The 22,829-nt window shown below is 55.1% G+C and carries 15 protein-coding genes; 11 read left to right on the forward strand and 4 right to left on the reverse strand.

Annotated features, from left to right (window positions below):
* Positions 1-63: 63 nt before the first annotated feature.
* From WCS52_04020 to WCS52_04045, 6 genes are all read left to right on the forward strand, one after another.
* Positions 64-864 (forward strand): hypothetical protein, encoded by an 801-nt coding sequence (locus tag WCS52_04020; GenBank protein ID MEI6166339.1) that lies wholly within the window; start codon positions 64-66, stop codon positions 862-864.
* A gap of 208 nt (positions 865-1,072) precedes the next feature.
* Positions 1,073-2,350 carry an aminotransferase class I/II-fold pyridoxal phosphate-dependent enzyme gene (locus WCS52_04025; protein ID MEI6166340.1) on the forward strand — a complete coding sequence of 426 codons (1,278 nt, stop codon included), beginning with the start codon at positions 1,073-1,075 and terminating at the stop codon, positions 2,348-2,350.
* A gap of 17 nt (positions 2,351-2,367) precedes the next feature.
* Entirely contained in the window at positions 2,368-3,168 is an 801-nt protein-coding gene (locus tag WCS52_04030) for a TIM barrel protein (GenBank protein MEI6166341.1), read from the forward strand.
* A 105-nt stretch (positions 3,169-3,273) separates the two neighbouring features.
* The gene (locus WCS52_04035; GenBank protein MEI6166342.1) at positions 3,274-4,317 is read left to right on the forward strand and encodes a TIM barrel protein; all 1,044 of its coding nucleotides are present in this window, start codon (positions 3,274-3,276) and stop codon (positions 4,315-4,317) included.
* Positions 4,314-5,459: a Gfo/Idh/MocA family oxidoreductase gene (locus WCS52_04040; GenBank protein MEI6166343.1), complete on the forward strand. Its 1,146-nt coding sequence runs from the start codon at positions 4,314-4,316 to the stop codon at positions 5,457-5,459. Before WCS52_04035 ends, WCS52_04040 begins: the two co-directional genes overlap by 4 nt.
* A gap of 55 nt (positions 5,460-5,514) precedes the next feature.
* The gene (locus WCS52_04045) at positions 5,515-7,272 is read left to right on the forward strand and encodes a glycoside hydrolase family 2 TIM barrel-domain containing protein (GenBank protein ID MEI6166344.1); all 1,758 of its coding nucleotides are present in this window, start codon (positions 5,515-5,517) and stop codon (positions 7,270-7,272) included.
* A 58-nt stretch (positions 7,273-7,330) separates the two neighbouring features.
* Here the strand turns inward: WCS52_04045 and WCS52_04050 are convergent, their stop codons facing one another.
* The 4 genes from WCS52_04050 to WCS52_04065 form a co-directional block, all read right to left on the reverse strand.
* Entirely contained in the window at positions 7,331-8,449 is a 1,119-nt protein-coding gene (locus tag WCS52_04050; protein MEI6166345.1) for a DSD1 family PLP-dependent enzyme, read from the reverse strand.
* The gene (locus WCS52_04055; GenBank protein MEI6166346.1) at positions 8,446-10,329 is read right to left on the reverse strand and encodes a cellulase family glycosylhydrolase; all 1,884 of its coding nucleotides are present in this window, start codon (positions 10,327-10,329) and stop codon (positions 8,446-8,448) included. The genes WCS52_04050 and WCS52_04055 overlap by 4 nt, the downstream gene beginning before the upstream one ends.
* Positions 10,322-11,566, reverse strand: coding sequence for an MFS transporter (locus WCS52_04060; protein ID MEI6166347.1), 1,245 nt, complete (start codon positions 11,564-11,566; stop codon positions 10,322-10,324). The genes WCS52_04055 and WCS52_04060 overlap by 8 nt, the downstream gene beginning before the upstream one ends.
* A 117-nt stretch (positions 11,567-11,683) precedes the next feature.
* Positions 11,684-12,514, reverse strand: coding sequence for an AraC family transcriptional regulator (locus WCS52_04065; GenBank protein MEI6166348.1), 831 nt, complete (start codon positions 12,512-12,514; stop codon positions 11,684-11,686).
* A gap of 187 nt (positions 12,515-12,701) precedes the next feature.
* On the opposite strand from WCS52_04065, the gene WCS52_04070 reads away from it, so the two are divergent.
* The 5 genes from WCS52_04070 (at position 12,702) to WCS52_04090 (ending at position 22,720) form a co-directional block, all read left to right on the forward strand.
* Entirely contained in the window at positions 12,702-13,853 is a 1,152-nt protein-coding gene (locus tag WCS52_04070) for a Gfo/Idh/MocA family oxidoreductase (GenBank protein ID MEI6166349.1), read from the forward strand.
* A gap of 130 nt (positions 13,854-13,983) precedes the next feature.
* The gene (locus WCS52_04075) at positions 13,984-16,563 is read left to right on the forward strand and encodes a DUF4838 domain-containing protein (protein ID MEI6166350.1); all 2,580 of its coding nucleotides are present in this window, start codon (positions 13,984-13,986) and stop codon (positions 16,561-16,563) included.
* A 21-nt stretch (positions 16,564-16,584) separates the two neighbouring features.
* Positions 16,585-19,047: a DUF4838 domain-containing protein gene (locus WCS52_04080; protein MEI6166351.1), complete on the forward strand. Its 2,463-nt coding sequence runs from the start codon at positions 16,585-16,587 to the stop codon at positions 19,045-19,047.
* A gap of 32 nt (positions 19,048-19,079) precedes the next feature.
* Positions 19,080-20,837, forward strand: coding sequence for a hypothetical protein (locus WCS52_04085; GenBank protein MEI6166352.1), 1,758 nt, complete (start codon positions 19,080-19,082; stop codon positions 20,835-20,837).
* A 17-nt stretch (positions 20,838-20,854) separates the two neighbouring features.
* Positions 20,855-22,720, forward strand: coding sequence for a sialate O-acetylesterase (locus WCS52_04090; GenBank protein ID MEI6166353.1), 1,866 nt, complete (start codon positions 20,855-20,857; stop codon positions 22,718-22,720).
* The last annotated feature ends 109 nt before the right edge of the window (positions 22,721-22,829 follow it).

Here is a 22,829-nt window from a genome sequence, read left to right on the forward strand (position 1 = left end):
CTGCCGTTAGCCAGAATGGAATCAAATTGCCGGTGACCCGGCAATTATGTAAAATTTGCGGCTATGAACAACAGCCTGCCCTTCCCTGAGTTTCTCCAGTTCCTGCTCGACCTGACGAGCCTGCAACTCCATTTCGCCTGGCGTTGGGCCGACGAGCATCCCGGGGAGACGATTCGTGAGGTGCTGCGCCATCGCGTGGATTTGTGCCGCAAAACCGACCCGGTTCCGGCCGACTATGACATCGCCACGCAGGATTTCACCCGCCCGGCCTGGGTCGAACTGGAGAACCGGTTGGCGGCGATCCACACTCATGTCAAATCGGCAGCGGAGTTTGAAGCACAGGCGGTGGAATGCGTTCGCCCGGTATTGGAAACCTTCGCACGGAAGACGTTTGGCAGTACCGTCAAAATAGCCGGGTACCAGTGCGGCAGTCTCATGTATGATACCCCCGAGGCGGTGACTCCCGGCGTCGTCAACTTTCATATCGGCAACGCGATTGCACCGGTGAGTATTTTTGCCGATCCCGGCTATTTGCCTCACTGCCTGTCGGATCTGATGAACCAGACTGAGGCGAAGTATGGTGCCAACATCCTCAAGACCGGCACCTGGCTGAACTCGTTTCCGAAATGGTTGGAGCTCTTTCCCGCGGAGTGGCAAACCAGTCTGAGTCCCATTAACACCAGTGTGGGGTGGCATTACGGCTTCTGGGGTCAGTTTGTTTCGGCCAAAGGGACCTTGAACATTAAATATGCCCGGCACCTGCGCGATACCGGCGCCTTTCCTTTCTATCCACGCGAGGGGAGGTGCTCCTTCGCGGCCCTTCGCGGCCATCTGAAGCAAAGGAAAGGAGGAATCTCAGATTGAGGTCCCCCCCCCCCCGAAACGGTCGCCGGAGTTTCTTTTTTAAAAAGAGCTGGCCATGGATGCCAATACTATTTCAGCATTCATAATCCGACTTTCATCCATGTAGAATAGGTCTATTCTACATGCAAAGCTAGGTGATAAATAAATATACTCCATGGTACCTTGACTGAAGTTGAAGCAGACAACCCGCAGTTAAAGGAGACGGTTTATGGCAAATACAGTGAAACCTTATGTCAAGTACTCGACGGATGAATTAATGGAAGTGATCGATGTTTTCAATGTCAGCCCAAAAGGGCTTTCAGATATCCTGGCAGTGCTGGAGCGTGAGGAGAAGGCGCCGGACGCCGGCAATTTCTTCCGGTATTACAATCCCCGCAGCAAAGTGGACCTGTTCGAAAAACAGGTGGCTGCCAAGGTCGGGGTGAATCATGTGCTGGCTGTGAATTCCGGCACGAGCGCGCTGGTGGCGGCGCTGGTGGCCGCAGGCGTCGGGCCGGGTGATGAAGTGATCATTCCCGCCTATACGTTCTTTGCGTCAGCTTCTGCCGTCGTGGTGGCCAAGGCCATTCCGGTGATTGTGGAGATTGATGAGACGCTGACGTTGGATCCCGTGGCGGTGGAGAAGGCGATTACTTCCCGTACCAAGGCGATTCTTCCCGTTCATATGCTGGGGCTTCCCTCCAAGATGAATGAATTGAAGGCGATTGCCAAAAAGCACAAACTGGTCATTGTTGAGGACACTGCCCAGGCGTTTGGCGGGAAATATCAGGGACAGTACCTGGGCACCATCGGGGATATCGGTTGCATCAGCCTGGACGCCTATAAGGTCATTGGGACTGGCGAAGGCGGGTTGGTGCTCACCAATAATGAATGGATGTACACCAAGGCCCAGAGTTATCATGATGCGGCGGCCTGCTGGCGTCCTGACCGTTTCGCGCGGGAACGCAAACCGGGCGAGCTGTTTTGCGGCGAGAATTACCGGATGCCGGAGATGTGCGCTGCGGTGGGAATCGCTCAATTGAAGAAGCTGGACTGGATTTGCAATCAAACCCGTAGCGCCTGGAAGCAAATTCGCGCCGAAGCTAAACTGCCCTCCTGCGCGAAGTGGGTTGAAGCCAATGATGAAGACGGCGTATGCGGCTACAATCTGGGAATCTTGTTCGAAAACAATGACCAGGCGACCAAGGCCATTACGGCGGGAATCGGTCTCGGTGGGCTGGCGGCGGGCGATACCAAGGGCGTTCGGGACTGGCATGTCTACTGGAACTGGGAGCATATCCTGGAGCAGAAGACCGCCACCCCGGAAGGATGCCCGTTCAAATGCCCTCATGTCGGCAAACTACCCGCCTATAAGGCAGATATGTGTCCGAATACCCGTGACATTATGCGCCGGTTGGCGACACTGGCGATTGCGCCGACGATGACGGCTGAGACCACTGCGGTATTGGCTGCCAAATTATCCGCTGATCTCAAGAACCTGTTCTAGACTCTCAGGAGTTTGAAATGACTAAAGTTGATGTTCTGATTGATTTATTTTTCAAAGACCTGCCCTTCGGGCAGAGGGTGGGGAAGATCGCGGAGTGCGGTTACCGCTATATTGAGACCTGGGGAGGCGGGGATGCCGCCGTCCTTAAGGAGATGGCGGATGCGGGAAAAGGTTCAGGAGTCGAACTGGTCAGCATCGTGATGAATTTCGCGAGCCAGGATGATGTGGCGCCGATTCTCAAGGAAAACCTCCCGCGGTTCATGGAGCAGATGGATCGCTATTCAGACAACGCGCTGGCCGCAGGTTGTCAACAGGGCATTGTGACGACTGGTCAGTCGGTCGGGGGCCGGAACTATCAGGAGCAGCGTTCGGCCTTGGTCCATGCCCTGCGTGAAGCCGGGAAAATGGCGTCGGCCAAAGGCTTCCGCCTGAACCTGGAAGTGCTCAATACCGAGGTGGATCACCCGGGCTATTTCCTGGACTGCCCGAAAGAAGGGGTGGCCATCGTCAAGGAGGTGGGGTTGGAGAACGTCAGAATGCTTTATGACATCTATCACATGGGCATCATGACCGGCAACCTGACGGCCTTCATCGAGCAGAATATCCAGTGGATCGGGCATTTCCATTCAGCTGGAATTCCCGGGCGTCACGAGCTGTTCGATGGGGAGACCAATTACCCGTTTATTCTTAATAAGATTGAGAAGGCGGGCTACCAGGGTTATGTGGGATTGGAATATTTCCCGCTGCTGGCCTGCCCGGAAACACTCGTCAAAACAAAGGCATATCTTTCTAGTACCTCCATAGCAAGAAATGTATAGAAATAGCAATTCTCGTCTATTGTTCATTAGCGAATTAGTCGGCAGTATGAAGTCTTAACAGCAATAATAGCGTGGCTTGACAGGCCGCCGGAAGGAGTCATCAGTATGCAAGGAACATTCAGATTTTCATTCGGTCCGTGGAACATTCATGAAGGAGCGGATCCCTTTGGCCCGCAGGTTCGGGGCAGTTTGACGTTTGCCAAGAAGTTGGACTATTACAAAAAACTCGGTTTTGACGGGGTTCAATTCCACGACGACGATGTGGTGCCCAATATGAACGAGCTGACGCCTGCGGCCATCATCACCGAGGCCGGCAAGGTTAAGGCGTTGCTCGACCAGCATGGGCTCGTGCCCGAGTTTGTGGCCCCCCGCTTGTGGGAGGATGCCCGGACGACGGATGGGGGATACACCTCCAACAGTGCCGCTGAGCGCCAGTTCGCCCTTGACCGCTCGATGCGCACGATTGATATCGCCCGGGCCCTTGGCACGAAGAACATCGTTCTCTGGCTCGCCCGTGAAGGAACCTATATCCGGGAATCCAAGGATTCCGTCACCTCCGCCTTGCGTATTGCCGAGGCGGTTCAGAAAATGCTCGACTATGACAAGACCATTCGCGTGATGATCGAGTCGAAGCCCAATGAGCCCATGGATCATACCTATATCCCGACCATTGGCCATGCGATCGGACTTGGGTTGCTAACGAATGATCCCGCCCGGGTCGGTTGCCTGATTGAGAGTGCCCACGCCATCCTGGCCGGGCTCGATCCTTCCGATGAAATGGGCTATGCGCTGGCACATAAGAAGTTGTGGAGCGTTCACCTGAACGACCAGAACGGCTTGAAGTTTGACCAGGACAAGACCTTTGGTTCGGTCGATTTGCGCCGCGCCTTCAACCAGGTTCGTATCCTCGACCGCCATGGGTTCGGGAATAACGGCGAGTGGGTCGGATTGGATGTCAAGGCGATGCGGACCCAGAAAGTTCCGGCCGTCAGCCATCTGTCCAATAGCCGGGAAATCTTCATGAATCTGCTTGAGGTGTCCCGCTCGCTGGACGAGAAGCAGATCGAAGCCCTGATCGCAGAACGGGATTATGAAGGGTTGGACCTCCTGATTATGCAGGCCCTGCTTGGGAAAAGAGGCCGGAAATGATTAACGTCGGGGTGATTGGAACCGGTTATATCGGCCCGATCCACCTTGAGGCCCTGCGCCGGGTGGAAGGGGTCCGGATCAAGTCGGTCTGCGATATCAATCTCGAGTTGGCCCGGCAGGCGGCCCGGAAATATGATATTCCCAATGCCGTCGATAACCCCGAAAGCATCTTGAACGACACGGGAATCGACGTCATCCATAATTGTACGCCGAACAAGTTCCACTACCCCATCAATAAGCTGGCACTCGAGCGGGGCAAGCATGTGCTGTCGGAAAAACCACTGGCTATGAATCTGGCCGAGGCGGCGGAATTGGCGGAACTCGCGGAGAAGAAGGGGTTGGTGAATGGTGTCAATTTCTGTTACCGCTACTATCCGATAGTGCAGGAAATGGCGGTCAGGGTCAGGCGCGGCGACCTGGGGTCAGTGCGGATGGTCAGCGGCTCCTATTATCAGGACTGGCTCTCCCGGGTGACGGATTATTCCTGGCGTCTGGAACGGTCGGAGAGCGGGGAATCAAACATCACGGCCGATCTGGGCAGCCATTGGTTTGATCTGGTCCAGTTCGTTACCGGACTTTCGGTGGAACAGGTGATGGCCGATTTCGCCTCGATTATTCCCAAGCGACAAAAGCCCCGCAAGCAAGTGTTGGCCTTTGCCCAGGCGGCTGATTCAGCGACCGAAGAAGTCAATGTGCAGTTGGAAGACTACTCGGCCACCTTGTTCCGGCTTTCCAATGGAGCACCGGGCTCGTTTTCCACCTGTGAGGCCTGTGCCGGCCGTAAGTCGGATACAGAGTTTCAGATTTATGGCAGCGAATGCTCCATGGCCTGGAACCACAAGCATTCGACGGAACTGTGGATTGGTCATCGGGAACGGCCCAACGAGATCCTTACAGAGGCACCCGCCTTGCTGGACAAGAGCATCGCGCGGTACGCGACATTGCCGGGTGGGCATCCGCTGGGGTACCACGATGCGGAATTGAATCTCTTCAGGGACTTTTACAATGCCGTCAAAGGTGAGCCGCTGGTGTCGCCCGTCTCCCGTCCGGATTTCAGGACCGGCTATGACGAGATGAAAATCCTGGCGGCCCTTGTTGAGAGCAATAAGACGCGGCAATGGAAGAAGATCAACTGGAAATAACACGGGAACTCCAGTCCGGAACAAAAGGAACATCAATGATCTCAATAGGTGGCATATGAGGCAATCCATTCAAGTCAATGGCCCGTGGCATTTTCAAATGGATGTGGCTGATGTCGGCCTGAAGGAGACGTGGTATGCCCCGAAGTACAAGCGTGAAACATGGAGTGCCGTGGCGGTCCCCGGCGCGTGGGATTGTTATGAGGAAGCCCTTCGCAACTATGAAGGGATAGGCTGGTATTCCGCCACGTTCACGTCGCCAGGCTTGGATAAGGCTGGCGAGTGTCGCCTCGTATTCGGGCGGGTGATGTATCACTCCACCGTGTGGGTAAATGGCCGGAAGGTGGGCGAAAACGCGAATGGCTACCTGCCGTTCGCGTTTGACGTTACCGCATGGATGAAGGTCGGACAGGATAACGAGGTGGTGATCAGAGTCGATAACCGGCCTCGGGTAGAGTGGTTGCCAGGCGCGCCGGTCATTGAATGGGTGCAATACGGAGGCATCCTGGAGCCCGTGAGGCTGGAGGTCCGGCCGGCCATTTTTATCCAAAATTATGATTTCAACGCGGTGCCGGAGGGGCAGGGCGGACTGCTGAACGCCGGTTTCGAGATCAAGAATAATTCCCGGAAGTCTTTTCAAGGGACGCTCCATGTGAAGGTCGTCGCCGGGAGGAAAACCGCAACGCAGTGCGTGCCGGTGACCTGTCCGGCCCGAAGTAGTGTATCCCTGCCTATCGGGATGCATTTGGCGACGGCGGCCCACTGGTCTCCTGACACGCCGGTATTACACGGGTGTGAAGCAAGCCTGGTGACTGCTGGAAATCAGGTGATCGACACCATCAAGGACCGTTTTGGCGTCCGGTCGATTGCCACGCAAGGTTCACAGATCCTGCTCAACGGAAAGCCGATAGCCATCAAGGGGGTCAATCGGTACGATGAATATGGCGACTATGGCCCCAATCCCCCCGCTGATATTCTGGACAAGGAGCTTCGCTTATTGAAGGCCAGCGGGGTCAATTGCATCCGTGTGCATTATCCGCAAAGTCCCGAGTTGCTTCGCCTTTATGATGAGCATGGCTTCATGATGATGGAAGAGGTACCACTGAATTGGTGGGGGAACAACTGGTGGCCGGATAGGAAGAAGGTTCCCCAGCGCATGACTATTCTGGCCCCGGCCATGGCGGCCCTTGAAGGCATGATTCGTCGTGACCGGAATCACCCCTGTGTGATTGCCTGGAGTATGGCGAATGAGTGTGCCACCTATACGCGCATCGGGACCACGGTGATGCGCCGCCTGATGCGGAGGGCACGGGAGTTGGACCCTTCCCGTCTGGTCACTTTTGTGGTGGCAAATGATGTGCGTCCGCACAAGGCCGCCGCGCAAGCGGACCTGATCTGCACCAATGTTTATTATGGTCTCCACAATGGCGAGGTGGCCCGGCGGATCAGCCAGATCAGGACGTTGGTCTATGAGCCAACGAAGCGCCATCTCCAGGAACACGCGGCGGCCTTCCCGGGTAAACCGATTGTGGTGGCTGAGTTCGGCATGCGCAGTATCTGTGGCTTGTCCGGAACAACGGACTACACAGAGGATTTTCATGCCGCATATCTGGAAGCGGTATTTCGCGCCATGTCGGAAGTAAAAGAGGTGGCAGGCGGGATGTTGTGGTCCTGGGCCGATTACCGTCATCGGCGAGACATGATCCAGTATGCACCCTACGGCCCTTATGGCGTGGTGACGCTGGACCGGAAGCCGAAGCGGTCCTTGCAGGTGATGGCGAAATGGTATTTGAAAACAAAGCCAGTGAAACGGTGAGGGATCAGCTGTTCCTGAGAATCGCGCAAGGGTATCTGTCAGTGGCTATCACTCTTTGTTATTGATTACACCCCCTGAGGTCGATCGGCCAGACCCCGACGACGTCAGACCCCCGAGTCAGGTAATAGCGGTCAAACAGGTTGATGGTTGGATCGCAATGCGATGTCACCAGTTCCAGAACGCTTCCGATGGGTGGGAGTGCCATGGTATCGGGGCAGGTAATCTTGCCGTACTCGTCACCGAACCAGTCATACACCATCCTCGCCTGTTCTGAACCGAGGATCACGGGGACGGCCCCATCGCGGTAAAGCGATTTCAAGCCGGCATCCACCGTGACAAATCCCGCCTGATTTCTACTGACGACCGTGGTGAGCAGGCGCAACGCCGGTCCAAACGACGCGAATCGGGCCGGGTCTTCGGCCGACCCAATGGCGAGATACTCCGCATCCATGCAGGCATATGAACCAACCTGAAGTTCGGTCACCTCAGGGACGGTGAGATCCACATCAAACGTTCCCGTGCCGGTGGAGCTGAAGAGGGTGCAGGTGTCCGTCATGGTTTGCAATTCACGAAACACCCCGACGGCTTCCTTCAGGCAGTGGAGGGAAGTGGTTTTCCGTTCCTCATAAGACCGGATGTGCTGAACGTGTCCCGCGTAGGCCTGTATCCCGCAGAGTCGCAGGGTGGGGCGGGACAGGATAGCGGCCGCCAGTTCCCGCGCCGCCGCCGGCCTGACGCCCGTCCGGTGCAGGCCGATGTCCACATCCAGGAGCACGTTCATGGTCCGTCCGCTGGCCCGCAAGGCCGCATCAAGGAGGTCCAGGCTGTCACAATGGTCGACGACGGTCATTAGGGACGGATCCGCCGCCAGCAGTTCGATCAGCCGTTTGACTTTGCCGGGGGTGGCGACCGGTCCGGTGACAAGCACTCCCGTGATGCCGGCCTTTACGAGCACCTCGGCTTCGGAAACCTTGGCGGCACAGATGCCGATGGCACCGACTTCCATCTGCCGGTGCGCCAAGGCTGAACATTTATGGGTCTTGGCATGGGGGCGCAGTTTCTTGCCGGCGCGGTCGGCCACGCTCTGCATCTTCTGTAAATTCTGGCCAAGAATATCCAGATCCAGTACCAAACAAGGGGTATCGAGTTTAAATTTGTTTTGGGCAGAAGTGGTCATATAGCTCCTTGAGGCGTAATGCTAACCATATGCCATTCTCTATCAATTGAGTGGTGATAAATCAACTTTTGCTTTGTGGTGTGGATCTCGTAGGTGCCATCTGAAACCTGCACCACATAGCCCTCAGGATACTGGTAGGCGGGGACGAAAATCTCGGTGGGCTGATGGACGGCGGGGTCGTGCTGGAAAGAGTACTCGAACCGTTTGGTGTGCAGGTCAAAGGTCATTGCCAGCGGAATTCCGGCAGTCTTCCGGGCATAAGCCCGTACCACGGACTCCAAGGCCCGTCCACCCGAATCGGGATTTCCCGGGTCCTTTTGCTGATCGGGGCTGAACAACGACAAGTCTTCGTCATTCCAATTGTCACCATGCGCGTTGTTATTGTTGGGGGTATAGTTCCACAGGGTGGCACTGGCCAGTGAATCTTCCAAGGCGATCATGGTGCGGTTATAGGCCTTCACCTGGGCACTGAAATCACCTGTCCGGAAGGCCTGTTTATTCTCCAGGTCGAAGGGGATGCCAATCTCGCCGATCAAGGTCGGTACGCCGCCCAGATAGTCCTGGGCTTCCCTTTTGTACAGTCCCAGTTGTTCGGCGAACGATTTGCGGATATGGGCTTCCCCATGAACCGCCTGGCGAGTGCGCATGTTGAACCCCACGGCAGGGTCGAAGGTCTTCATGAACAGCACCTGTTCGTCGTACCAATGTGGAGCGGAGACCACATTCTGTGCGTCCTCCGGCCCCCAGTGCGGTAATTCCCGCCCCGGCACGGTCTCGACGAAGATGATCGCCTGCGGATCGATGGAGCGGATTTCCTGCGCGAACCGGTTGACGAAGGGCCGCAGGTAGTCCTGGTTGAAGGTGATGGGCCGGCCATTCACCTTCGCGAAATGGTCAGGTCTCAGCAACCGGGGTTCCCCGTCAATGATATCCCAGACGCCATTGGCCTTCCAGATGGGCTCGTAGCCCTTTCGCCAGACGGATACGCCACCGGGATTGATCAGGCAGGGGTGGCCTTTCACGGGCTTGGCCAGGCAGCCGTCCCACACGTCCACATATTGCGGGATCCCGGCGCCCAGCAACATGGATTGGAACGGGCTTGGGATGGCGCCCATCCGCACCTCGGCGTCGGCCTCCATCAGGTTAGCCCACCCGATATAGCCAGGATAAGGTTCGTTCAGGGCATCATAGCCCACCACCTGCGGCAGCCCTTTCAACCGTGCGGCAATCTGCTTGATGGCATTGAAGTAATGGCGTTGCAGGTAGTCCTGCACCGGCACCCCGTCCACCTTGGTATTCGGGGCAAAATCGTTCCCCCCGAAAAAAAGCGTAAACAGGGAGGCGGCCGCCAGTTTCGTGTTGTTGGTCGGCCAGATCATGCGCGGAAATGGGTCGCCATGCACCTGATGGACAACGGCCGCGCCTGATGGCGAAAATTGAGTCACATCCATGCCGACCGCCTCAAACGTCCAGCCTGGTGCGCCGTCACCGCCGGACAAACGGCTCCATACATCCTGGTGTGGATCAATGAAAAGCTGGATGTCGTACTCGCCGGCCTTCTTTACGACCGCCGTAAGATAATCCAGGTACGATTCGTCATAGATTCCCGGCCCGGCGTGTTCTACCGCTTCCCAGGTCACCAGGAAACGCAGAAAGGTGAGGCCCCACCGTTTCAAGCGGGAGAAATGTTCATCGGCTTGACACAGGGGGAAGGGCCGGCCAACGAAAGAGACCACGCGGTGGTTGAAAAAACCGGCAGGGTTATAAGTTGCCCCATCGGGGGTGAAGGGGAGCTTGGAACTGCCGGCAAGATTCACGCCGCGCAGAATCAGCGTGCGTCCGTATTCGTCCTTGAACCAGCTTCCGTCAGTCTTAATCATAGGCCCCTTCCCTAGTTTCACATGACTCTAATCGCGGCTCTTTGAGTTTGAGCAGGCTCCAGATGAATGCGAAAAGACTTAAGATCAGACAGGTCATGAACACCGGGCGTATCCCGAAATGTTCGGATGCGATGCCCGCCATCAGAGGGGATAATACAAGGGGAATGGACAGCACGAGATTGCCCACAGTGATGTGGGAAAGCCGGTGATCGTGCGGGCATGTTTCCAGCAGCATATTGGTGTGGGACATGCAGATGCTTCCGCTGCAGATCCCGATACAGAAATAGGTGATGATGCAGGCGGTCAGGCCAGAGGTGACGAGAATGACAAACAGCGTGACCCCCTGCATCAAGGTTCCGAAAAGTATCCCAATGCGATGCCCATGCAGGTCTCCGATTTTTCCGAAAACAAGATTCGCAAGAGCGGAGCCCAGGGTGGCGGCTGCCCCGCAGGAAACAATGGCCGAGTTGCTAAGTGCGCCGCCGTCCGTCGATTTAAAATAGATCGCGACAAAGGGAATCATGCAGAATCCGAGGGAAGCAAATAGTCTGCACACCAGAAAAGACCTGAAATTGTCGTCGCACAGGCTTTTTTTGAAATTTAACAGAATACCCCTTATGGGCACCTGTTTCTGGATGTTTGCATCCATGGATTCCGCCGGATCCTTTACCCAGATGAATAACAGGAGGGAACTTGTTGCAAAAATACCGGCGAGAAAATACAGGATGGCGTAGGCGAGGTGGCCCTCAACTTTATTGATGATGGTGCCGGCCATGAGGCCGCCCAATGACCCCGTCAGGGCGGAAGCAAAGAAGACCATCCCCATCAGGGTGCCCCGGGTTCGAGTCGCGAAAATGTGCCCCAACCAGTCCGTCCAGACTCCCAAAATCATGCCCCAGGTACACATGAAACCCGCGAAGGAGAGGAGCAGGCCCCAGCGGGCCACGGCAGGCGAATAATGATTTTCAAAGCAGATCAGGAGTCCGCTGATGAACAGGAACGGAATAATGGCGACCAGGTGCCAAACGATCAGGTTCCGTTTCCGATGTTTGACCGAATGGAACAAAACCATGCCGAGGAGCTGGGGAAACACGGTCAGACCGGCCTCGAGCGCGCCGATGGATCCGATCATCCTCACGCCGGCGCCAAATTCAGTCAATAAAACCGCAAGGACGGTGGAGGAGGCGACCAGGGCGGCGTTTAAACCCCAGAAGGCCTCCCCTATGATGAATATCATGGCGTTTCGTGACTGCATTGAGGCAACTTTCCAGAATCGTGCCGGTAACGCAAGCATGAGGTGGCCGCAAAGCCGGAATGGCAACGAATGTTCAGTAAAAGCAATTTCTGTCTATTGTCAATGCGTGCCATTCCGGTAGTGGCGAGGACTCACTTTGAAATATTGCTTGAACCGCACGGAAAATTGCAGGGCGTTCTCATAGCCGAGAGACGTTGCAATCTGCTTAAACGGTTCGCGGGTGTTGCTGACTAGATTTTCAGCCACCGTCATGCGTTGATGGATGCAGTACTGTATCGGGGACAAGCCTGTATGTTTCTGGAATAGCCGGGTACAGTGACGCGCTGATAAGCCAGACACCTTCGCGATCTCCTTCAGGCATACGGGCCGGTGCAGGGAGGCTTGCACAAATTCCATGGCCTGACGCAGGTTGTCAGGAAAATCAACCGACAACCCTTCCGCGCAGGTCATCAGGATTTCCCAAACAATCAGGGAAACTTCGCGGGCAAACCCATTATGTTTCAGCGCCAGAGCCCGCCGGACTCGCCGGAAGAGGTTCATGGTCAATGGCAGGTTGTGTGGTGTGATGCGGTCAACCCCCGTGAGGTGGAAGGCAATCATGACAGACTCCAATGCGGCTCCTTCCAGAATAAGAGACCGTTTGTGCATGACTCCTTCGGATCCCGTCTTCAGCACCTGATGACTCCCTTTATGGGCAATGAAAATGGTGCCGCGTTCCACCGTTCCCCGGCGGCCATCCTGTTCAAAGGTCGCGTTTCCGAAAGTTATGAGGCTCAGCGAAACATTGGGGCGATGCTGCCTGTCAAAGTTATCGCCGGGCCCCCAGCGGGAAACCACCGCCGCCGAGATCCTGACCGGCGGCTCGAATGCGCCTGTCGTCGCGGTATTGACGTAAGTTCGCTCTGAATATTTCTGAACACGTTTATTCATGCGGTTATGTCTATATTTGACATATCTTTGGCCAGTTAGCAAATAGTTACACTGTTGTCATAAGGCAATATATCTAATATTTTATTGGAAATATATAGCCTATTTTCCGAAATAAACGAATGGTAACCGAATTCCGAAGAGGTTGCAGATTGGCGATATTACCACTATTTACAGAAAGGAAGCGTTTGTGAAAAAAGTAAGAATGGGTGTGGTGGGCGTTGGGTCCATGGGGATAGGGCACTTGGATTATATATCCAAAGCCAGTCATGTTGAGTTGACCGCTGTGTGTGATGTGAACCCTGAGCGGGTTGATTATGCGGTCAACATCTATAAGTGCGCCTCATTCAGCGATCACAGGGCCTTGCTCAAGGCGGGGGTCTGTGATGCGGTTCTGATTGCAACGCCCCACTATGCCCATACAACCATAGGGATTGATGCCCTGAAGGCCGGGCTGCATGTGCTGGTAGAAAAGCCGATTTCGGTTCATAAGGCCGATTGTGAACGATTAATCGCCGCTCATCAGAAGAAGGGGCAGGTCTTTGCCGCCATGTTCAACCAGCGTACGGATCCCCATTACCGCAAGATCAAGGAGATGCTGAAGCGTGGAGACCTGGGGAAATTGGATCGTATTACGTGGGTCATCACGAACTGGTTCCGGACGGAAAGTTATTATGCTTCCGGAGGCTGGCGTGCCACATGGGCGGGTGAAGGGGGCGGCGTACTGCTCAATCAGTGCCCTCATAATCTGGATCTCTGGCAATGGTTGTTTGGCATGCCAGACCGGGTGCGTGGCTTTTGCAGTCTCGGCCGCAAGCATAACATTGAGGTCGAAGACGAGGTTACGGCGCATCTGGGATATAATAATGGGTGTACCGGGGTATTTATCACGTCCACGGGGGAAGCGCCGGGGGTGAACCGGCTGGAAATTGCGGGCGAACACGGGCGGCTCACCCTTGAAAACGGCGATCTGCGCTTCATTCGAAATGAGGTCTCGGTCAGCGACTTTTTGCGGAACTCTCCTGAAAAATTCGGTATCCCGCCGGTCTGGGATATCCAGATCCCCATCTCTGGAAATGGCGGTCAGCATCCCGAAGTGCTTCAGAATTTCATTGATGCCATCGTATCCGGGGTCCCCTTGATTGCGCCGGCGGCAGAGGGCATCCGATCGGTTGAGCTGGGTAACGCCATGTTGTATTCTTCTGAGACCGGAAAGACCGTGGAGATGCCGCTGGATGCCCGGGCGTATGAGCGGATGTTGAAGAAAAAAATCACGGGGTCACGATTTGTTAAAAAGACCCGTAACGTCGCGCATCAGGATATGAGCCAATCCGTTAAGTAATCCTCAGGCAAGGAGTAGGTCTGATAAGCTAACGATCCCTTCGCAGCCCTGGAGATGAGTTTCAGCTATCTCAAGAACTTGGCGGACATGTAGAAACCGGCTGGTTGATAAGATCGGAAGTGACTAAAATATGCAAATGTATGCCCGGATAACTTCGGTTGTATTGGCCTTTGCCTTTGCGTTGGGTCTGGTCGCCTGTCGGGGCTTCCGGCTGAATGATAAGAGGGCGGTCAGCCTGGTTGAGAATGGCCAGGCGATCGCCGAGATTGTTGTGCCTGAGCAGCCGTTGTCGGGCATCATGCTGGCGGCCGAGGATTTACAAAAACACCTGGAGTTGATGTCCGGGGCGAAGTTGCCCATCGTCAGCAAGCTGACGCCGGGTGTGAAAACCCAGGTCTATGTCGGCACCAGTGAGCTCACAGTGAAACTCGGGTTCACGCCGGCAACGTTCAATAACAGCGGCTTTGAAATTGTAGCAAAGGACAACTACGTCATTCTGGCCGGCCCTGACAGGCAACGTAACGCGCCGCCCTATAGCGAGGCCGGGGAGGAAACCCGCTACCTGAATGGAAGCGCCATCCTTGGTTTGGCAAACCCCAAGCCCGAAAAATTCCCCTCCCCTGGGCTTAAGGCGTGGCAGGATTTATGCGGTGAAAAATTCCGCCCTTACGGACTGACCTGCGGGCTTGGGGAACCCTGTCAGGCGCTGAAGATCCGTATTAACGATGACGTGTGTACCTGGTATGCCGTATCCGAGTTGCTCGAGCAACTCGGAGTCCGCTGGTATATGCCGTATGACAACGGGACCGTTGTTCCGGAGGCGAAAACCATCGCCGTGGCTCGGCAATATACCAGGAAAGAGGCGAAGTTTGGTATGCGGGAGTGGTGTTTTTATAATGCAATGCGCTTGGATCCCGCCGGCGTGACCTGGCTCAAGCGGTTGAAGAGCGGAAATTTCAATCCCATCAGCTATCAGCATAATACCTATGGCATTTACAGTTCCTATGAGCAGCAGGTGGAGCATCCTGAATATCTGGCGTGTGATGCAACCGGCAAGCCGTATGCGGGATATCCGACTGGGCGGGGCATGCCCCGTTATAGCGATCCGGGATTCCGGAAGGCCGCCGTAATGTATATGAACCGGATGTTCGATGCCTGTCCGGAGTTGACGGCCGTGGCGATCGGGCCGCCCGATGGCGGGGTGAAGATGGATGCCCGTGATGTGGACCTCTACGGCAAGCCGACCGATACGCTGGACCAGAAGACCTCAAACTACTTGTGGGATTTCAATGTCCATCTCGCCAGGGAATTGAAAAAGTCGCATCCCGGCAAGGGGCTCCTTTACATGACCGGCTATGGAGCCACGGAAATCCCGACCAACATCGGTGAATTTCCCGACAACATCGTCATTCCGTTTGTTCATTCCAGTTACATCCGGGTGCTGCTCGACGTCGACCGTGCCGTTCTGGCATCTCAACATAAATGGCTGAACAAGAGCAGGGAGTCCGGCGTAACCCCGCCATTCAAGTCACCCATCTGGGATTATTTCCTTTATTACCGTGATTTGGCCTGGCCGCGCTATCCGGTAGTGTTTACAGCATCACTACAGGCGCAGATGAAGGAGATGTTGCCGTATGCCGAAGGGAAATTCATCGAGCTGCAGAATAATGACAATGACGGGGTGATGCCGCCCAAGGACGGAAAAAAACAACCCCGTATAGGGGTGCCGGGACTGATGCATCTGATGGTCTATTGGCAAAGCAAACTATTCTGGGATCCGGACCTGGATCGGAAAAAAATGCTGGATGAGTACTACCGGCTGTTTTTTGGTCCGGCCGAGGGGGAAATGCGCGAGTTCTATGAGTTTGCCGAGGAGGTTTGGTCCCGGCAGGAGTCGCGCAGCATTTCCGCAGGCAATCTCGGATTTCTGAAGGAAAAGGATGTCGATCGCTATTTCGACATCCTGAAGCGAGCCCATGGAAAAGCCGGGCAGGGGACCGTCTACGGTCAGCGAATTTCCCTGATTGAGACTGAAATGACATCGCTGAAAATACTTTTTGCCAACATGAAGCGGACCGGGCCTGGCTTCAGGGCCTATCCCGCCTCCGAGTTAATCACGCTTGACGGGGATATGAACAAAGCCTTGTGGCAGCCAGCCAATATTCTCTGGTACGGGATGAGTGAGTCGCCGACGGGGAAAATGCCCCGTGAAAACAAGAGCAAGGTCGCCTTCCGGCTGACCCCTGATAAATCTGCCTTGGTCGTTGCGGTGGTTTGTGAGGAGGCTAACATGGCGGGAATATTTGCCAATACCCGGAAAAACGATGATGCTGCTATTTTCAAGGATGATGTGGTGGAGCTGATCATCGAGACCCCGGAACGCTCCTATTTCAAAATTGCCGTCAACCCCAATGGCGCCATCTGGGATGAAAGCCAGGATGTCACCATTGTCAGCCGGGATACGCTGCCATTGCTTTGGAATCCGGGAATAGCGGCTGTGGTCAAAAAAGAGAAGACGCGGTGGACGGCTGAAATCAAGATTCCGACCAAGGATTTCGGGTCACTTGGTCCCACGATGAATTATCCCTGGGGCATCAATGTCTGCCGGACGCGTTTGGCGGGGGGATCGTCGGAATGCTATTCCCTTTGCCCGATGGGAGCTACGCAAAGCCCGGATATGTCGAAACTCGGGAATTTGTGGGCCAGGTAGGGGAAACGAAAGGATGATTATATGTTCGGAAAGTTAATCGTGGATCGTTGGATGTGGTTGTTCTTTGCTGTCGGCGTGATGTGGTGCCTGAGCGCCGCCACGGTTGTCGCGGAAACCTATATTGTTAAGGACGGGAATTCGCAGGCCGAAATCATTACGGCAGATCACCCTCCGCGTGCGGTCAAGTTGGCCGCATCGGAATTGCAGGCCTACTTGCGAAAAATCAGCGGAGCACATGTGCCCATCACCAATGTGGCAAATAGCACGGTCCCGGTGAAACTCTACGTCGGGAAGAGCCGATACACCGATGGGTTGAGGTTGAGCAGTGACGGACTCAACTATGATGCATTCCAGATGGTCTCTGGGGCTGGCTGGCTGGCCTTGATCGGGCGGGACAGGGATTATGTCGAGCCGTCGACGCACATCCTGAACAAAGATGGCCGGCCGAATAATTTCGAAGAGTGGGATGCGTTGATGGGCGGTAAATGGAACAATCCCATTGGATGGCCGGGCGGGAGTTTTAATCGGGAAGTAGGCATTTCCGATTTTGACGAGCGCGGATCACTCAATGCCGTTTATGAGTTTTTGAGGTTGCTTGGAGTGCGGTGGTATATGGCGGGCGATTTAGGCGAAATCGTTCCCTCCAATACAACCATTGCGCTTCCCGAAATCAATAAAACCGTCCATCCGGATTTTGCCTACCGGAATTGCGGGATATACTCGCCAACGTTTGCCAAGGGTTCAAAGGAAGCGGTTCTTTGGCGGTTGCGCATTGGATTGGGGAAGTCGCCCGAACTGATGGGGGTTGGTGAAGTGGCACATGGTTTCACTAATGTTCATTCGCGGGACAAGTCTCAGCCTGAATATTTTGCCATGTATAACGGCGTCCGGCAAATGGACGCCGCCTTTGGTAACGGGATTCCCTGTTTCTCCTCGGAGGGACTCTTTGAATCAACGGTCAACTATTGCAATGCCTATTTCAAGGCGTATCCTGATGAAAAGATCATCTCGCTGATGCCGGGCGATGGGTTGGGTAATCTTTGCCAATGCCCGTTATGCAAGAGCAAAGGGACTCCGGAACGTGGATATCCAGGGATGATGTCGGACTATGTGTGGGGGTTTATCAACCGGGTGGCGATAGAGTTGTATAAGACGTATCCGGATAAGAAAATCATCAATATGGCCTATGGCCCTTACTGGCTTCCCCCGAAGCATATCGCCAGATTCAGTCCCAATGTGATGGTCGGATTCTTCAATTGGCGGATGGGATTCGGGGATGAGAAGCGGCGGGAGGAAACCGTTCAAACCCGCAACGCCTACCTGGCCATGGTGTCACCGGGTTACTTCTTCATGGTCGAGCATTATCTTTCGAGTCGGCCCGGGATTGCTACGGATGGCGTGCCCGTATATTTTCCTCACATTATAGCCGAAGACCTGTGTTCCTTGAAGGGGAAGTCGGCTGGGGAGTTCATTGAAGTCACCTATGGATATGATTCCACAGGAAAGGACATGTTCGCTCCCGGGTTTAATCATCTGAACGTCTATGTTACGGCGCGGTGTTACTGGGATGCGGGGTTGGACGTGAATGTGCTCCTGAATGACTATTACCGGGATTTTTATGGGCCGGCGGCCACGGAGATGAAAACCTTTGTCGAGTACTCCGAGAAAAACTGGGTGAAGATGCAGTCACAAGTGCCCGTTATTGACCAGGCACTTGATCGCCTCAATGCTGCCCGCAAAGTGGCCGGCGATACGGTTTATGGGAAACGGATCGACCTGCTTCTTGCCTTTGTCGAACCGATGAAGAAGAACCGCGAAGTGTTGGCGGTGGGTCGGAAGGGAGTTCCGCGTGCGGAGGCCATGGAGCGGAAGCGTGGGGATATCACGTTGGACGGCAAGCTGGATAAGCCCTTCTGGAATGGGGTGCCGGAATACGAGTTGAAGGATGTGGTGACGGGTGCGCCGGCTCCTTCAAAAACGACTTTCAAGATGGTTTGGAGCGATATGAGCCTGATTATGGGGATCCGCTGTGATGAGGCGGATATGAGAGGCTTGAATATTGCGACGCGCGTCAACGAGGAGTTTAATTTATGGAACGGGGATGCCGTGGAGCTTTTGCTGGAGACCCCCACCCACTCCTACTACCAACTCGCAATCAATCCTGCCGGCGCCATGATCGATCTGGATCGGAAGGGCGGGGCGCTCAATACGCTCTGGAACTCGGAGGCTGAGGTGGCCGCCTTTGTGGGTGATACGTTCTGGAGCCTTGAGGTCCGCATTCCTGTTAATGATTTTGATATGGGCGGCGCGGATCCCCTCAAGAAGGTGGAAGGTAAAAAGCCGTCCGCGCTCGCTCCCTGGTATTTTAATGTCTGTCGTCAACGGATACGGGCCGGGATGACTGGTGAGACGGATGCGTTTTCGCCAACAGGCCAAAAACTTTATGGGGTCCCTTTGAAATTTGCAGAGTTGATCGCCAAATGACGCTTGCGGGTTGAATCCGCGGGAGGGTATAGATGACATCATTTAATCAGGTAATAGTCGGGATGGGCGTTTTTATCGGCATTTCGCTGGGGAGTCATGGGAGTAACGGTGCGGAGGGGGGGGGCACCAACTTAGCCGCAGGGGTTTCTGGTGGTAATGGAGCGAAGGCGCAGCCGCCGGTAAAAAAGGTTCTGTTTATCGGCAACAGCCAGATGGCGCAGTATGATTTGCCTTCGATGATCAAATTCATGGCGGAAGCCGCACCTTCAGACCGGCCAAGGATTGAAATAGGGCGCGCGATTATAGGCGGCAAGGATTTAAAAGGGCACTGGCAGGCGGGGACGGGTGACGGAACGGCACGTGGTTTGATTGATTCGGCAAAATGGGATTATGTAGTTTTTCAGGATATTTATGCGCATGTCGCGAACAAGGTCAGCCCACAAGTGTTTTCCGACTATGCCAACCGGTTTGACTATGCCATCAAGCAGGCTGGCCTGAAGCCCCTTATTTTCGCGACCGCCAGCGTCACGGAATACACGCTCAAGGACTATCGGTATCCCGATTCCTTCCGGGAGTTGAACGAGATGCAAATTGAATTCGGAAAAAAATGGGGCACCCCTGTGGCGGCAGGGGGATATGCGTGGATGAAATATCTGGGAAAAGAGCCGACGGAGGCCCAACGACTGGACCTTTACGACCAGGATAAAGGGCATCCGGGGCTCAAGGGGACCTACCTTTATGCCTGTTTGCTATATGCATTTATCACGGGAGAGACTCCTGTGGGAGTGTCGAATGATTGGGTAAAATTGATCCGGACGCGGGCGTCACCAGGCGGGATTGGCATACCGGCTGAAGAGGCTGGCCGGATGCAGCAGGCCGCTTGGGCGCAGTACCTTGAGGATGAAATGCGCTCCTGTCGTCCGGGGGTGTTTATTAGTCAATCTAATCCGTCCGCCATCCTGGCCAAATATAAGGACGCTCTCGCCGAGCCGGGCCGGTTTACCCCGGAGATGGAGACCTGTGAAAAGCGTATCAATGCCTCCGTGCCGACGGTCCGGCAAAAGGTTGTTGAGGGTTTAGCGGACATGATGAGTGCTGTGCCCGGTGAGGAGTGGCGGAGTCTGGTGGAAGCCGCCAATGATCCGCATGCGGAAATCCGAAAACCTGCGTTACGTGTGCTGCTGATCGGGGCGGCCCCTGACAAGGTCAACGAACTGATTGGCAAGGTGGATCGGGAGGTGAAGCAAACGGCCGTCCGGGCGAGTCTTGCGCCGGCGCTCGTGCGTCTGAGGAAGTTATCGCAGGGCCGCCAGTGGCAGGCTCTGGTGGATGAATTCCAGGCGGCGGACTTCACCAAGTGGGAGGATCACGAACTGGCCGGTGAAGCGTGCCTGCTACGAGGGCAGGCCTATGCCGCCTTGAAGGATGGCTTAAAAGCTAAAGGTGATTTAACGCAGGCCTTGGAGTTCATGCCTGGAAATCAGACGGCGTTGAACAGTTTGGCCGGAAATTATGCGGCGAATTTGAAAGATAACAAGAAGGCCCTGGAAGCCTATCAACAACTTCACCAGGTGACGGGGGTAAATACCCGATTCTGGCTTTCGTTACAGGTAGCCTTGAAAACGGCAGCCCTCCTGGGTGAGGAAGGCCGGAAGGATGAGGCCCTGGCACTATTGCGGAAATATGACCTTCCCAGCTTGCAACCTGAGTGGCGCACTCAGTTTGAGGCTGCTGTTAACGCTCTTTCGTCGGCCCCATCCACTCCCTCAGGCGATAACCCTCAGAAATAATCTTCCGGCAAATAGATATGAAAATCTCAGAAGGCATATTTGATCAATCAGTCCTGCAGCGGAACAAGACGAATGTGAGCGAGGCGGCTTTTTCCGGTATGTGTAAAGCGAGCGGGATCGTAACGATATCCGTGCGGCAGGGTGGGAAACCCTTAAAAGGTTTCGCAAGCGTTAAGGTCGGCATGGCCGCACGTGGAAAAGTGAAAGGCTGTCTCAAGGGGGTGCCGGTTGGGGGTCCCTATGATTTAACCTTCAACGTGGGCGACGAAACGTTGGTGGTCAAGGATGTGATGGTGGGCGATGTATGGCTGCTGGGCGGACAATCCAATATGCAAGGGTGCGGACTATTTCCCCGGGTGCGGCTAAAGACAGACCCGTTGGTGCGAGCCTTCTACATGGATGACCGATGGGCGACGGCAAAGGATCCGGTGCATAACATGTGGGACTGCGTCGATCCGGTGCATGTGGATCTCTGTGGGGGGAAGCATCCCCCCACGCCTGCGAAGGAGTGGGGCGTTTGCCCTGGGCCGGCGTTCGGGAATGAAATGCGACGTCTGACCGGCGTCCCGCAGGGGCTGATTGCCTGCGCCCACGGGGGGACGTCGATGACTCAATGGGATCCCAATCGCAAGAGCGAGGGCGGGAAGAGTTTGTATGGTGCGATGGTTCGCCGACTTGTGAAGAATGGCGGGCGTGTGGCCGGGCTTGTTTGGTATCAGGGCTGCAGCGATGCAAATGCTGGTGACGCTAAATTCTATACAGCCAGGATGAAGGAGTGGGTGCATTGCTTAAGGCGTGATAGCCAGAATAAAACGTTGCCGGTGGTCATGGTTCAGATTGCCCGCGTTGTCGGTTGGCATGCCGATGAAGCCGTAAACTGGAATTCGATTCAGGAGCAGCAACGATTGTTGCCGCGTTTGATCGGTCATTTGGCAACGGTGCCCTCCGTCGATTTGCCGTTGGACGACATGATTCATATCGGTGGTGCCGGTCATTATGTCCTGGGGGTGCGTCTGGCGAGGGCAATGCAGGTCTTGCGTGAGGGGCGCAAGGCCGGGTTGCCTCCGATCGAGGTCACGCAGGTTATTTGTGAGAGCGAGCGCGGCGGGGGTATGGTAGTAGTGGAGTTCTCGAATGTAGCGGGAAGGTTGAGATCAGGGGCCAGGCCGTGCGGGTTTTCCATTCTGACCCAGTCTGGAAGTTCCGTGCATTTCGATATCCAGTTGGACGGTTCGCGTGCGCGGATCCGTAGCATGCTGTCAGCGGATGTCCTGTCCCGTGAGGCGGTGGTTCATTACGGTTATGGACTTGATCCCTACTGCAATATTACTGATGAAAGTGGACGTTCTTTGCCGGTATTTGGTCCTTTGCCGATTGGGGAGGCGTGTGCCATCACCCCTTACATCCGGCAGATGAGAGTGAGTGAGCATCAACCTTCGGCAGGCCGGTTGGAGGCCTTGGCTTATCCTTGTAGCCTCGACGGACTGAAGATGATCAGTCGTATTTTCGACGAAAACTTTTGCAGCATGAATCCTGAAACCCTGCAACGGGAGGGCCGTGATGAAGTGCTCTATTTCGCCTGTCGTTTTTCCTGCAAAGAGGCGATGGCCTTGGCGTTGGTGCTTGGATACGATGGACCTGTCAAGGCCTGGGTCGATGGAAAACTGCTGATGCATGATCCGGACGGGAGCAATCCGGCGACGCCGGACAAAAGCAAGGCCCAATTCCGGGTGGCGGCAGGTGAACATGAGATCGTGGTGGCCGAGTCGACCAATAGCGGGAAAGCCTGGGGCATATACCTCAGGTTGCAACGTCTGGATGTCACCCGGAAGCAATTATTCAAGGGCCCTGACAGTTACATGATGCCCGAAATACTAGGGTAAGCATTATGAGCAAGGACATTACAATGGAAGCATTCTCCCATAGCCGGATAATCTGGTCGCGTCCACGGGATACAGCAAAAAACCGTTATCTCGCGTTTCAAAAGGAGTT

The organism is bacterium (genome assembly GCA_037128595.1).
GTDB lineage: Bacteria > Verrucomicrobiota > Kiritimatiellia > CAIKKV01 > CAITUY01 > JAABPW01.

What these genes read in the sequence shown, in the direction of transcription:
- WCS52_04020 (MEI6166339.1), top strand. Translation starts at nt 64, where the DNA reads ATGAACAACAGCCTGCCCTTCCCTGAGTTTCTCCAGTTCCTGCTCGAC.
- WCS52_04025 (MEI6166340.1), top strand. Translation starts at nt 1,073, where the DNA reads ATGGCAAATACAGTGAAACCTTATGTCAAGTACTCGACGGATGAATTA.
- WCS52_04030 (MEI6166341.1), top strand. Translation starts at nt 2,368, where the DNA reads ATGACTAAAGTTGATGTTCTGATTGATTTATTTTTCAAAGACCTGCCC.
- WCS52_04035 (MEI6166342.1), top strand. Translation starts at nt 3,274, where the DNA reads ATGCAAGGAACATTCAGATTTTCATTCGGTCCGTGGAACATTCATGAA.
- WCS52_04040 (MEI6166343.1), top strand. Translation starts at nt 4,314, where the DNA reads ATGATTAACGTCGGGGTGATTGGAACCGGTTATATCGGCCCGATCCAC.
- WCS52_04045 (MEI6166344.1), top strand. Translation starts at nt 5,515, where the DNA reads ATGAGGCAATCCATTCAAGTCAATGGCCCGTGGCATTTTCAAATGGAT.
- WCS52_04050 (MEI6166345.1), bottom strand. Translation starts at nt 8,449, where the DNA reads ATGACCACTTCTGCCCAAAACAAATTTAAACTCGATACCCCTTGTTTG.
- WCS52_04055 (MEI6166346.1), bottom strand. Translation starts at nt 10,329, where the DNA reads ATGATTAAGACTGACGGAAGCTGGTTCAAGGACGAATACGGACGCACG.
- WCS52_04060 (MEI6166347.1), bottom strand. Translation starts at nt 11,566, where the DNA reads ATGATATTCATCATAGGGGAGGCCTTCTGGGGTTTAAACGCCGCCCTG.
- WCS52_04065 (MEI6166348.1), bottom strand. Translation starts at nt 12,514, where the DNA reads ATGAATAAACGTGTTCAGAAATATTCAGAGCGAACTTACGTCAATACC.
- WCS52_04075 (MEI6166350.1), top strand. Translation starts at nt 13,984, where the DNA reads ATGCAAATGTATGCCCGGATAACTTCGGTTGTATTGGCCTTTGCCTTT.
- WCS52_04080 (MEI6166351.1), top strand. Translation starts at nt 16,585, where the DNA reads ATGTTCGGAAAGTTAATCGTGGATCGTTGGATGTGGTTGTTCTTTGCT.
- WCS52_04085 (MEI6166352.1), top strand. Translation starts at nt 19,080, where the DNA reads ATGACATCATTTAATCAGGTAATAGTCGGGATGGGCGTTTTTATCGGC.
- WCS52_04090 (MEI6166353.1), top strand. Translation starts at nt 20,855, where the DNA reads ATGAAAATCTCAGAAGGCATATTTGATCAATCAGTCCTGCAGCGGAAC.